The 12,516-nt window shown below is 39.0% G+C and carries 11 protein-coding genes; 6 read left to right on the top strand and 5 right to left on the bottom strand.

What is annotated here, in order from left to right; translation table 11 throughout:
* Nucleotides 1-25: 25 nt before the first annotated feature.
* The 4 genes from M028_RS0110295 to M028_RS0110280 all read right to left on the bottom strand — a co-directional run bounded on the left by M028_RS0110295 (nucleotide 26) and on the right by M028_RS0110280 (nucleotide 6,565).
* Nucleotides 26-1,003 carry a TAXI family TRAP transporter solute-binding subunit gene (locus M028_RS0110295; protein WP_026573848.1) on the bottom strand — a complete coding sequence of 326 codons (978 nt, stop codon included), beginning with the start codon at nucleotides 1,001-1,003 and terminating at the stop codon, nucleotides 26-28.
* Between the two features lie 151 nt (nucleotides 1,004-1,154).
* Entirely contained in the window at nucleotides 1,155-2,540 is a 1,386-nt protein-coding gene (locus tag M028_RS0110290) for a sigma-54-dependent transcriptional regulator (protein ID WP_026573847.1), read from the bottom strand.
* Nucleotides 2,515-4,434 (bottom strand): transporter substrate-binding domain-containing protein, encoded by a 1,920-nt coding sequence (locus M028_RS0110285; protein WP_269320927.1) that lies wholly within the window; start codon nucleotides 4,432-4,434, stop codon nucleotides 2,515-2,517. Before M028_RS0110285 ends, M028_RS0110290 begins: the two co-directional genes overlap by 26 nt.
* A gap of 967 nt (nucleotides 4,435-5,401) precedes the next feature.
* Nucleotides 5,402-6,565 carry a CdaR family transcriptional regulator gene (locus M028_RS0110280; RefSeq protein WP_026573845.1) on the bottom strand — a complete coding sequence of 388 codons (1,164 nt, stop codon included), beginning with the start codon at nucleotides 6,563-6,565 and terminating at the stop codon, nucleotides 5,402-5,404.
* Between the two features lie 137 nt (nucleotides 6,566-6,702).
* Here M028_RS0110280 and M028_RS0110275 point away from each other — a divergent pair, with 137 nt between their 5' ends.
* The 6 genes from M028_RS0110275 to M028_RS0110250 all read left to right on the top strand — a co-directional run bounded on the left by M028_RS0110275 (nucleotide 6,703) and on the right by M028_RS0110250 (nucleotide 11,932).
* Complete coding sequence (locus M028_RS0110275; protein ID WP_051590996.1) at nucleotides 6,703-7,698, top strand: ornithine cyclodeaminase family protein; 996 nt, start codon at nucleotides 6,703-6,705, stop codon at nucleotides 7,696-7,698.
* Between the two features lie 134 nt (nucleotides 7,699-7,832).
* Entirely contained in the window at nucleotides 7,833-8,207 is a 375-nt protein-coding gene (locus M028_RS0110270) for a RidA family protein (protein WP_035424052.1), read from the top strand.
* 21 nt (nucleotides 8,208-8,228) lie between these two features.
* Nucleotides 8,229-9,494 (top strand): NAD(P)/FAD-dependent oxidoreductase, encoded by a 1,266-nt coding sequence (locus M028_RS0110265; protein ID WP_026573842.1) that lies wholly within the window; start codon nucleotides 8,229-8,231, stop codon nucleotides 9,492-9,494.
* Between the two features lie 23 nt (nucleotides 9,495-9,517).
* Complete coding sequence (locus tag M028_RS0110260; protein ID WP_026573841.1) at nucleotides 9,518-10,450, top strand: substrate-binding periplasmic protein; 933 nt, start codon at nucleotides 9,518-9,520, stop codon at nucleotides 10,448-10,450.
* A gap of 27 nt (nucleotides 10,451-10,477) precedes the next feature.
* On the top strand, nucleotides 10,478-11,251 hold the full coding sequence (locus M028_RS0110255; RefSeq protein WP_051590995.1) for an amino acid ABC transporter ATP-binding protein: 774 nt from the start codon (nucleotides 10,478-10,480) through the stop codon (nucleotides 11,249-11,251).
* 12 nt (nucleotides 11,252-11,263) lie between these two features.
* Nucleotides 11,264-11,932 carry an amino acid ABC transporter permease gene (locus tag M028_RS0110250; RefSeq protein WP_051590994.1) on the top strand — a complete coding sequence of 223 codons (669 nt, stop codon included), beginning with the start codon at nucleotides 11,264-11,266 and terminating at the stop codon, nucleotides 11,930-11,932.
* Here the strand turns inward: M028_RS0110250 and M028_RS34050 are convergent.
* On the bottom strand, nucleotides 11,894-12,516 hold a 623-nt coding region (locus tag M028_RS34050), incomplete at its 5' end, for a hypothetical protein (protein WP_035424051.1). The two genes, M028_RS0110250 and M028_RS34050, sit on opposite strands and share 39 nt — an antisense overlap.

The following is a 12,516-nucleotide window of genomic DNA, read 5'->3' as shown; positions in this document are numbered from 1 at the left end:
TGCCCCCTATTTTTTTGTTAGTATTTTAATGGATAATTTCTTTGAAAAATTGCTTTGCTCCAGGATGGAAATCGATTGGAATCCCTGCAGTTGCATCAGATAAATGGATTTCCATTGCTTCTGGATAGGCGTTTTGTGATTCTGGTAAATGTTCATATAACGTTTTTACTAGTTTGTAGGCTTCTTGTTTAGGCAAATCTGGGTATGTAAAAAGTACATTTTTTACAGCTAATGTAGGTGTACGCTCGAGACCAGTGTATGTTTGCCCGCTTATTTCATCGAGTGTGTAAAATTCATACTCCTCATGAAGACTTTCAGCAACTTGTTTTGGAATTGGAACAAGTGAAATTTTCATCTCTGAAGCAAGTTCCGAAATCACTGGATTCGGTAGACCAGAAGAAAAGAAAGCCACATCAATCGTTCCATTTCTTAAGGCATCCGCCGATTGTGTGAAGGAAAGAGTTGATACATCCATTTCATTGCTTGCTAGATTAGCAGCCTTCAGGATCCTTTCAGCCATCAGCTTTGTTCCGCTTCCGACGGTTCCAATACTGACTCTTTTTCCTCGTAAATCCTCTAAACTACGAATATTGCTTTTGGTCGTGACAATATGGATGAAATTCGAGTAAAGTCCAGTTAGGGCGAGAATTTTCCTTTTTTTCATTTCTGGCAATGCAAGGGCATCCACCGTACTAAATCCTAATTCAGCTTTTTTCTGACTCACTAGTTTTGTATTCTGAATCGAAGCGTTCGTCACTTGTGTTCCAGTTGCTTTTCCATTGTACTTTCGAAATAAGTCAGCCATCGCCTCTCCCATAGGAAAATAGACACCTGACATATCCCCCGTGGCAATCACCAATGGAGTTTGACTCCCTGTGAGTTCCTCTGAAGGGGGAGGAACGGCTTGAACCCCACTTGGAAATAACTCCCGACTAACCGTTATACACCCAATCAAAAGAAAGAGTAAAAGGACTAAGATTTTTATAAGTGTCCCTGTTTTCAATGACTGTCCTCCTTTCACACAGATAATATGCAATTACCGTGCCAATTTTCAGATTATTGAATTTTAAAGCGTTTTCATAAATAGCAGTCCCTTTTTTAAAAAGAAAAGCGGCAAATTCTGCCGCTATTTTCAGCAAAATTTGCCGCATTATTTATTCATTCGCTGTTTTTTCGATCTCATATAGTTTTATTTTATCCCGGAGACTTCTTTCCGAAATTTGTAAGGTCTGGGCCGTCCTTTGCCGGTGTTTTCCACAATGCTTTAAAGTCCCAGAAATGACCTTTTTCTCAATTTCCTTCATCGATAGACCAATCGGAATGACGATACTATTCTCAGAATCATTTAAAATACCGCCATCCTCTTTCTTTTGCTCTAGCATGTAAAAGGGCAAATCCCCCTCATCAATGACGGGTTGAATCGAGAGCGCTACTGCGTATTCAATGATGTTTCCCAGCTCCCGAACATTGCCCGGATAGTGGTAGTCAAGTAAAAGTCTGCGAGCATCCGCAGATAAAGATCTCTTTTCTCTGTTCATTTCTTTACAATACTTTTGCAAAAAATAATCAATCAACAGCGGCAGATCCTCTTTTCGCTCTCGTAATGGCGGTGTTTTAATCGGAATCACGTTCAGTCTGAAGTACAAATCCTCACGAAACTTCCCATCTTGAACCATTTGCGCAATATCTTTATTCGCCGCACATAATATTCGTACATCTAATGAGATTTTCTTATTCGACCCTAGAGGTGTCACTTCCCGTTCTTGAATCACCCGCAATAATTTAGCCTGAAGGGGCAGGGGCATCTCACTAATTTCATCAAGAAATAAAGTTCCTCCATTGGCGGCGACCCACTTTCCTTCCTTGGACTGTGTTGCCCCTGTAAACGCTCCCTTTTCATACCCGAATAATTCAGATTCAAGCAAGGTTTCAGGAATGGCTGCACAATTCAAAATTTCTAATGGTCCATCCTTACGCTTCCCTGAAAAATGAATCCTTTTTGCAACCAGTTCTTTCCCCGTTCCACTTTCTCCGGTAATCAAGACGCAAGAGTCGATATCTTTAATGCGATCGATCATTGAAAAGACATTTTTCATCGCTTTACTATTTCCTAAGAAGTCTTTAAAGCCCTTCCTTTCCTCCAGCTCTTCATGGAGGGTTTCGAGCATATTCGAGATTTGCTTAAACTCAGCGGCTCTTAATAAAAGCAAGGATAGGTTTTCGATATTAATCGGTTTTTCAATATAATAAAAGGCACCCATTTTGATCGCTTCGATGGAGGTTTCAATCGAAGCATAAGCAGTCATCATGATGACCGTCACCGACGGGTCTTTTTGTTTAATTTTTTGCAAAACATCCAGCCCATTATAACGTCCAATCCGAAGATCCAGCAGAATAATATCGACCCGTTCTTTTTCTACGATGCGTATGCCTTCCTCCGGATCCGTTGTCGTCATCATAAAATAATCATCTTCAAGAGCAAAGCTAAGTGAGGTACAAATGGCTTGTTCATCGTCAATAACCAATACTCTCGGCTTCAATCCGAATCTCCTCCTTTGTGTATAAAGGCAATAAAACCGTGAATGTCGTTCCTTTATTCGGAATACTGTTTACTAGAATATCTCCATGGTTCTCTTGTATTAAATTGTAGGATAAGGTCAACCCCAATCCGACGCCCTTTCCCTTTGTCGTAAAAAATGGTTCAAAGATATGGTTGAGCTCCCCTTGCTCCATCCCTTTACCCGTATCGCTAATCATAATCCTCCCCTTCTCGAGATCCGCTTTCTCCATGCAGATGTTAATTTTCTTCACGTCTGTTTCTTCGACTGCATGAATGGCATTTAATAATAGATTAAGGAGGACCTGACGAATTTGCTGCGGATCAATGTGAAAAACAAGGTCAGGTTCAATGCATTGTTCAAATTCAATCCTATTTTTATCCATCGTTACTTTTAGGATAGCGAGTAAGGATGTCAGCTGTTGAGCCGTGCAGGGTTGAATATTCGGTAAGCTTGGACGAGCATAATCAATTAAGTCGGTTACAATCCGATTGAGTCTGTTCACCTCTTCTGGTAAATGCTCCATTAGGACCTTTTGAAATTTCGGTTGATCGTATTTCTTTGGAATCAGGTCAATGAACGTTTTAATCGACGTTAACGGATTCCGGATTTCATGCGCCACACCTGCTACTAACTGGCCGAGCGCATGAAGCTTCTCCTGTGTAATCAGCTTTTGTTCGAGTTTCTTTTTTTCTGTTTCGTCGTTCATGGAGAGCAAATAGCCTGCCTGGTTTTCAAGTGAGTTAAACATCTTATTCAGAGAATAATAGATGACCTTTCGTTCTCCATGATCATTGATTTCTAAAAAGCGATAATAGTCAGCACCTTCTTGTTGCAAAGCTTGTCCAGAACGATCATGCTCAAAAAGCTTTAAAAAGATGGGCGAATCCTGAAGGTTGAACTTCGTATGGGCAGGAAGTTCGAGAATTTCCAATGCCCGCTGATTACAGCTTGTGATCTTAAAATCGATATCGAACGTGACGATGCCCGTGTCGATATTATTTAAAATTTGATCTTTAAACGCATTGCTATCAGCCGTTCGCTGCCGTTGCTGTTGCAGGTCTTCATTTAATAGTTGGAGGTCTTTTGTTTGAAGATTCACAGCTGCTTTTAACCGTTGATTCCAAATATAGATCGCAATGAGGATCAGGGCACCAATCAAAAGAAAGATAGATAAATAGAAGATAAAATGTTCCAAACGGGCAATTTTCGCTTCGGTTTCGGGACGAACCCATTGATCAACTAATTTACTTACCTCTCCCTTAGCCTTTAATTTTGTAAGCGTTTGATTAATAATCGAAAGAAAGTCCTCATTCCCTTCCTTTACGGCAATCGCATAATCGGCCGGATTCATGACTTCATCAAGAATGAGATAATTGTCTTCTTGACCAGACTCTTTTAAAAAGAAGGAAGCGGTAAATTCATTCCCAATAAAAACGTCCGCCCGCCCATTTAGAAGCGTCAATAGACCAGAGTATTCATTGGACACCAAGGTAAGATTCGTATTCCTTAAATTTAATAACGTGCTTAGAACAGGTGTATGATCTTGCAAAACAATATGCTTATTCCTTAGATCTTCGATACTTTTAATTTTGTCCTTACTTGCTTTTGGGATAATTAACGAATCGGACATCGTAAAGTAGGATTGAGAGAAATCGAATACTTTATCTTTTTCGGTGGTATAGGTGACCCCAGCGATCGCATCTACTTTACCATCTTTTAAGGCCTGTTCCGCTTCATGCATCTCCATTGGTATGTATTCAAATGTAAGCCCATTTTCTTTTGCGATTTTTTCCATTAATTCAATATTTATGCCTGTCAGTGACCCTTGTTGATCTTTATAAGAAAAAGGAGGAAGATCCCATTCCCCGGCGATTTTATAGGTTTTCCCTTCAGCAAATACGATCCGTTGTGATACGGATATAAAGAATAGTAGACTAATGATGATAAAAAGCCTTCTTGCCAGTTCTTGGATAACACTACCTCCTTTGAATAAGGATTCAAAATTCAGAATAATAATATAATCATAGGGAAAACTTGGGATGATAGCAAGTGCTCTGGAGTTCAGATTGGGGCGGTTCTGCGCCGGATTCGGTCAAGATTGTCCGTTTTCAAGGGGATATATTAAATTGTCGATAGTATCCTATTATTGTTGATATCCTACTGAAAAGTGTTGATATAATTCTATTTTGTGTTGATATCCTATCAAAAAGTGTCGATATACCTCCATTTTGTGTTGATATCCGGTGAAAAAGTGTTGGTATCCTAAAAGAGGGTCTTCGCTTACTCACAAATAGAGCCAGATTTCATTTTAAGGTCCCAATCACCGCCTCATTTGGACAAAATCTCCTAGCTATTAAAAATCAGGTAACCTTCTTTAAAGATTCCTTTTTAAAAGAGAAATTACCAACACTAGGTTGGGCCTCCTTTTCAATCTAATTTCGTTTACCCACCGGTTTTGGCTCTTTACCCACCACTTCGGGACGTTTACATTCCGGTTCTCCCTTCTTACCCTCCACTTCGCTTTTTAGCTACTGAAAATCAGGTATTCTTCTTTAAATATTGCCTTTTCAAGAGAAAAATTACCATTTTCAGTAAATATCCAACCCAAGATTGGGTCGCCTTTTCAACCTAATTTCGTTAACCCACCGGTTTTGATTCTTTACCCACCACTTTGGGGCGTTTACATTCCGTTCTCCCCTTTTACCCTCCACTTCTGGCCATTCACCCTCCACTTTGCTTTTTAGCTACTGAAAATCAGGTATCCGGCCTATTCGGACAAGCAATGTCAAAAAGGAGGCTGCAGCAGATCTGTTTTATCAATCAGCACAAGCCATCTAAGTCTAATAGTCAAATCGTTTCAGCTGTAACAGTAAGTATAATTTAGTAGCATTGTGAAATTGGGTTATATCAAGACCTGTCAGCGCTTGAATTCTACTAATACGATAAATCAAGGTATTTCGGTGAATATTCAATTCTCTTGCTGTTTTGCTTAAATTTAAATCGTTATTACAAAAGGAATAAAACGTATCTAGCAGTATTTCATTTTCAGGTAATAGGAATGTCACCACAGCAGAATTATTCAATAAATTTGTTCGTGTACTTTGGCTTACTTCGCTAATAATTCTTCCAACAACCATTTCTTCTATATGAAATACTCCGCCCGTTTCCCCCATCCTTTTTGCAATGGAAATAGCGTTTTCTGCCTCTTGATAAGATCGTTTAAGATTCACAACATCCTCGTAACGATTACCAATCCCAATCATGCACCGAACTCCGTGTTTGTTTAGAAGATGGTCTTTTAATTTATGAACATGGTTAATTTCATTATGGTTGGATGGTAGAGCTAAGGTCTTAAAAACTAAGAGCTGATGGCTGCCCATTTTAGATAAAATATTTTGTGGGTTATCGAAGAAATCATCCACTGTTTTTAAAATTTTATTTAGTTCTTTAAGATAAGGTTCTTTTTTTATACTAAATTCCTTACCATCTTTTTCTACAATTTCAATTGCAAGGGCAACGCGCGGGATCTCTAGATTATAACCATTGATTTGGGCCAATGATTTAAGATAACTTACATTTTGTTCAATATCATGGGAAAGCAATACTTGAATAAATACATCTAATGCTTCCGATTTCATTTTATAGATTTCAAAATACATCAGTTGTTGGTACATCATTTCTACTTGATTTCTTACCAGCCCCAAATACTTTTTTGTTTCCTTTGGATTCCCACGAATACCTACAGCCCCAATCACCTGGTTATTAAACACGATTGGGCATGCCACCCCTTCATATGCACCCGTATAATTTTTGACCTCCTCTTCATCATGTTCTATATATTCCCTATTATTAAAAACAGCATCTAAGCCTTCATGAATCGTATTCACCCTTGATTTATCTCCGGAACCGATAATTAATCCTGATGAATTGATAATGGATACTGTGTACCCGCAAATATTGGTTGTCAGCTCGGCAATATTTTGAGCAATATCACGATCAATCATAAGGCACCCCCGAATTTATTGTTCATTTTATACAAAAAAATCTATAAGTTTTTCTGCTTTTTTATACAGTACAAACTAATAGCACGATGGACATATAATCTAATAAATAGTTGTTTTCATTCATTGGAGGTGACAAATTGAATTCACTGAACCTTGGAAGTGAAATTCTATATTTGACCAAAAAAGATTGTATTCAGACTGAAATTACCAATTTAGAGGTGATTCAATATGTAGAAGAAGCCTTAAGAATCCATGGTAAAAAGGAATTAGACATGCCTGCAAAAATCGGAATCCATCCTTTGGAAGATTCATTTATGCATGCAATGCCGGCCTACATCCCGGAGCAAACTGCTTGTGGAATGAAATGGGCAAGCGGATTTCCTGATAACCGGAAAAAGTATGGTCTCCCACAAATCTCCGCCCTCGTAATACTAAATGATCATCAATCAGGTTTACCTGTTGCCATTATGGATGGTACATGGATTACAACAGTAAGAACGGCAGCGGTAACAGCGGTTGGTGTGAAATGCTTAGGAAATAAAAACTCAGAAACTTTTGGTATGATCGGCTGCGGTGAATTAGGAAAAAAACATATTGAACTCATACAGCTTGTATTACCTAACTTAAAAGAAGTGTATATCTTTGATAGGAACCATGAGGCAATGAACCAATTAATTACGGAGATTCAGCCAAAGATAAATGCAACAATCAAAAAAGCATCCTCATTAGAAGAACTAGTAAAAAGTTCTTCAATCATTACATCCGCAACCGTGATCACGGCAACACCCCAACCACAAATTAGAGATGAATGGATTATGAAGGGACATACCCTATTCCTTTGTGATTTGCACACATTATATGAACATCAAACCATAAATAGAGGCGACAAATATTTTGTCGATAGCCTGGAGCAAAACAATCTTTTTTACCAGTATGGTTATTATCCTGACGGTTTACCTGCCATTAATGGAGAACTGGGTGAAGTGGTAGCAGGTCTCAAAGTAGGTCGGCAAAATCAGGATGAATTGATCATTAATAATAATATTGGTATGGCAGTTGAAGATATCGTCTTAGGGAAAAGAGTGTTTGAGAGAGCTTTAGCCCATCATATTGGTCAAAAACTCCCATTGTAACGGCTCTATAAATATTTCTACAGTTTAAATATACCATAACAAAATTGAATATTCAGATAAATATTGAATAGTAATAGAATTATAGACTTCAAAAAGAGAATAATAAATTTCAAATAAAAAAGGGGATAGAAAAAATGGAAGTAATCAAAGGAAATTTACCAAACCTCGGACCCTTATCTGTTGCGGTTAAGAAAAATCAGATGTTTTATACCTCGGTTATTCCAGTTTATAGAGACGGTAGCTTTGAAACAGGTGATTTTACAAAACAAGCTGAATTGACTTTCAAAAATCTTCAGGCATTGGTAGAAGATGCGGGTGGAAGTTTAAGAGATATTGTCCAAGTCACGGTCTACTTAACCGATATTCATGAAACACCAAAAATGAATGAAGTCTGGAAAGAATTCTTTCAAGATCCCTACCCAAATCGCGCGACATTAGGCATCAGTTCACTAACCGTACCAGATTTAAAGATTGAACTGGTTGCAACTGCTATCATCGAGCAGGACTAACAAAGGAAAAGAGGGTTTACCATGACAAAAATAGCGGTAATTGGCGGCGGGATTATTGGACTTGCCTGTGGTTACTATTTGAAAAAACGTCATAACGACGTCGTCATCATTGATAAAGGAAATCCTGGTTCGGCCTGTTCTGCTGGAAATGCGGGATGGATTTGCCCCACTCTCTCAGAACCTGTTCCCGCGCCAGGTTTGGTTAGCAAATCTCTTAAATGGATGACCAAAAGAGACAGTCCCTTATATATAAAGCCTACTGCTATTCCTTTTATCTCTAATTGGTTGTTTCAATTTTGGAAGAATTGTAATGAAGAGACATTTAATAAAGGGTTTGATGCAGCATTAGAGATTAGCAAAAATACGCTCAAACTATTTGATGAGTTAGAGTCTGAGAAACTAATTCAATTTGAAATCCATCACAAGGGATTACTATTTGCCTTTCTTGATAAAAAAGGGATGGAGGAACGATTTGAGGAGCTAAGAATCGTAAATAAAGTAGGACTTCCATTACCCATCGTGAAGTCAAAAAAAGATTTACAACTAATGGAGCCCCAATTCTCCGACAATGTAGAAGCAGGGTTGTTTTTACCAAGTGAACGCCATGTTCGCCCCGAAAGTTTAAGTGGCGGATTTTATCAGTGGCTGAAAGAAAATGGCGTTGAATTTAGAACAAACACAGAAGTAACAGACATTATTCATCAGAATGGAAGAATTGAAGCAGTGGCATGCGGCAACGAAAAGATAGAAGCGGACCAGTTTCTCTTCACTTCAGGTGTTTGGGCCAATCAGCTGATTAAAAAGATTGGTTATCACTTTCCAATGACAGCGGGCAAGGGGTACAGCATTACGATTACTTCACCGAATATCACACTTAACCATCCTCTCTATCTAGGAGATTCTAAGACAGGTGTCACCCCTTATAACAATAATATCCGGATTGCCGGCACAATGGAACTTTCAGGTTTGAATGTAAATATTGATGAGAGACGGGTTCAGGGCTTAAGAAATTCAGTATCAAAATATCTGAAAACCCCTATTAAAGGGGAGAAGGAAGTGGTTTGGACTGGCATGAGGCCGATGACACCGGATGGTTTGCCGATATTAGGACCAATCCCCGAAATCAGTAATTCATTTATAGCAGCAGGTCATGCGATGAACGGTGTTTCGATGTCCCTTGCTACTGGGTGGATCATGTCGCAACTAATAAATGAAGGGCGAACGGATATTGATATTAACTCATTTTCACTCAATCGCTTTTTGAGTAAACCTGTTTTAACAAACTAACTTGATCGAAGGGGGATAATCCGATGTCAGCAAAAAAATCATTTGTTACTCTATTCATTCTAGTCTTCGCTTTAGTTGGTTTAGTGGGATGTGGATCAAATGAAAAAACAACGAGTGGAAATAAAAAGGATCCATCCAATTCCGGATCCCAAATAAAAACGGTGGAATCAGGATACTTAAACGTAGCTATTATTGGAGATATGCCGATGACAGCGGTGGAGAATGGCAAAATAATCGGAACAGACGGAGACCTGATTCATAAAGTTGCTGAAAAATTAAACTTGAAAGTAAGACCACAATTAATGCAGTGGCCTGCACCAATCGAAGCAGTTCGAACCGGCAGAGCCGATATTGCAATCGGCAATATCTTTTGGACTCCCGAACGCTCAAAAGTCATGTTAATGACCGACCCTGTCTATTATGCATCCTCGATGATTGTTCAGCAGCAAAGTAAAAAAGATGTAAAAAACATCGCAGAGCTTAAGGGACATAAAGTGGGTACGGTAACGGGATTTGCGTTTGTGCCAGACCTTCAAAAGCTTGAATCAGAGGGGAAAATCGCCAGTGTTACTACCTATAAAGATAACAATGCTCTTATTCAGGATTTAAAAATCGGTCGAGTAGATATTGGATTTGTTGATCCTCCTACAGGTGCTTACGTTATTAAACAAAATCCAAGCTACAACTTAAAAGTCGTTACCTTTACGGACAGCGATAAAAATTATTCTGTATTAGGAAAACAGTTTCAAACCGCTTGGTGTGTGAATCCAAAAGAAAAGGAATTATACGACGCCATTAATAAAGAAGTACAGGAAATGTGGAAAACAGGCTTAAACAAGGAAATGTTATCAAAATATGGCCTTGATCAAGACGGTTGGTTTATTCCTGATGGAAATCCTCGTGCTGGTGCTGACCGTTCAAATGAGTGGACACCGCCAACCTTAGCGGGAAAATAAAGCTTGATTGGATAATGGAGGTAGAAAATGATAGCAGACAATACAGAGCAAATTTCCAATGAGAGTCCATTATTAAGAGTGAAAAGTCTTAAAGCAATACTTGGAAATAAGGAAGTCCTTCGTGGAATAGATTTAGATGTAAAGAAAGGGGAAAAAGTGACAATATTAGGTCCGAGCGGTTCGGGAAAAAGTACATTATTACGCTGTATTAATCTACTTGTTCCTAAATCAGAGGGAGATATGTACTTTGATGGTCATTTAATAAACCAAATGGATCAAAAATCATCCATTCTTTTACGAAAAGAAATTGGCATGGTATTCCAACATTTTAATCTGTGGCCCCACTTAAAAATTCTAAGGAATGTTGCCTTGCCTCCAGAACGGGTATTAAAAATGTCCCGTGAAGAAGCAGAATCCTTAGCATTGGAACTGCTGAAGAAAGTAGGATTAGAAAGTTTTGTAGATTCCTATCCTGATCAACTTTCCGGAGGTCAAAAGCAGCGGGTTGCAATCGCCAGAGCCTTGGCGATGCAGCCAAAATTAATGTTATTTGATGAGCCTACCTCTGCTTTGGACCCGGAGCTTGTAAGAGAAGTGCTTCAGGTAATTGAACAGGTCGCAAATGATGGAATGACCATCGTGATTGTGACACATGAAATGAAATTTGCCCAACGAGTGAGTAACCGAATCTTATTTATGGATGATGGGAATATAGTTGAGGATAATACCCCAGAGAATTTCTTTCAGCACCCCTCTACCAATAGAGCCCAAGAATTTTTAAAAGATATTTTATGGAATTAAGGGGTGACCGACATGTTTGAAATTTTTTGGTCTATGTTTCCCGAAATTTTATCGAGGATATTGAAAGGGGCAATTGTAACCATTGAAGTCACCGTTTTTTCTTCCATTGGTGCCATCATGGTCGGTTTGCTCCTCGTTTTCCTGCATCGTTCAAAACTAAAACCTTTGTCTATGTTCGCAAAAGTTTATGTTGAGATAATTAGAGGAATCCCTGCAATGGTCATATTGTTTATTATTTATTTTGGTCTTCCTGATCTAGGAGTAAGACTTTCCCCCGTTATCTCTGCTGTAATCGGCTTGAGTATGAATGGGGGTGCCTATTTATCTGAAGTGTTCCGCTCTACAATTGATTCAGTTCATAAGGGACAAACGGAAGCAGCCATGGCCGTTGGGATGACACCTGCCCAAAACATGAGGTATATCGTCCTCCCCCAAGCTGCTGTCATCGCAATCCCCAATATAGGGAACTATGTAATTAGCCTTTTTAAGGATACAGCTATTGTCTCTACCATTGCGGCACCTGAAATTATGCTCGCCTCTACGAACCTAATTTCACAAACCTTTGTAGCGATGCCGATTTACTTACTCACCGCCGTTGTTTATTTCTGTATGAGTTATCCTATGTCCCTATTTGTCCGTCGTTTAGAAAAACGAATTGGTAAAGGGGTTCAAAGCACTTAAATCCATAGAAATCCATAGGGACAGTTCTCTTGGTCTATTTTCTTCGTTTTTTGGATCAAAAGAACCGAGAGAGCCGCTCTCTTGGTTCGATATCCTACCAAAAAGTGTCGATATCATAAAAGAAGGTCTTCGCTTACTCACGAATAAAGCCAGAGTTCGCACATCACGGGCCCAATCACCGCCTCTTAGTGAAGATTGGGTTTCCGATTGTTGCGACACTCTATTGGCTTTATCGGATTGAGGCAAAGCTTGATAGGGTGATCCAGACCATCCTAAGCTTGCCGGACCGTTTGAAGGAGCAATTGTAGCAAGTAAAGGACTTGCACCACTAACGTTAAACCGAGATCTCTTTTTTTCTTTTATTACAGAATTTTTTTGGATATAATGGATATATAATAAAAAAGAGAAGTGCTGCCTACACTTCTCCCTGCAGCTGCTACCGTCAGGGTGGTGGTTGTCAAAGTAGATTATTTGAGTGAACCACCCTTTTTGATCTGAACCCAAAAAGTTAGACACGAAGTTTAGGCAGCTACTTGGGCATGAGTTCGGTATTGAACCGGACTCATGCCTTTTAATTTTGCCTT

The organism is Bacillus sp. UNC438CL73TsuS30 (assembly GCF_000482325.1).
Lineage (GTDB): Bacteria > Bacillota > Bacilli > Bacillales > Cytobacillaceae > Neobacillus.
This window is presented reverse-complemented; position numbering and strand designations above follow the sequence as displayed.

What these genes read in the sequence shown, in the direction of transcription:
- M028_RS0110280 (WP_026573845.1), bottom strand. Translation starts at nt 6,565, where the DNA reads ATGATTGATCGTGATATTGCTCAAAATATTGCCGAGCTGACAACCAAT.
- M028_RS0110270 (WP_035424052.1), top strand. Translation starts at nt 7,833, where the DNA reads ATGGAAGTAATCAAAGGAAATTTACCAAACCTCGGACCCTTATCTGTT.
- M028_RS0110265 (WP_026573842.1), top strand. Translation starts at nt 8,229, where the DNA reads ATGACAAAAATAGCGGTAATTGGCGGCGGGATTATTGGACTTGCCTGT.
- M028_RS0110260 (WP_026573841.1), top strand. Translation starts at nt 9,518, where the DNA reads ATGTCAGCAAAAAAATCATTTGTTACTCTATTCATTCTAGTCTTCGCT.
- M028_RS0110255 (WP_051590995.1), top strand. Translation starts at nt 10,478, where the DNA reads ATGATAGCAGACAATACAGAGCAAATTTCCAATGAGAGTCCATTATTA.
- M028_RS0110250 (WP_051590994.1), top strand. Translation starts at nt 11,264, where the DNA reads ATGTTTGAAATTTTTTGGTCTATGTTTCCCGAAATTTTATCGAGGATA.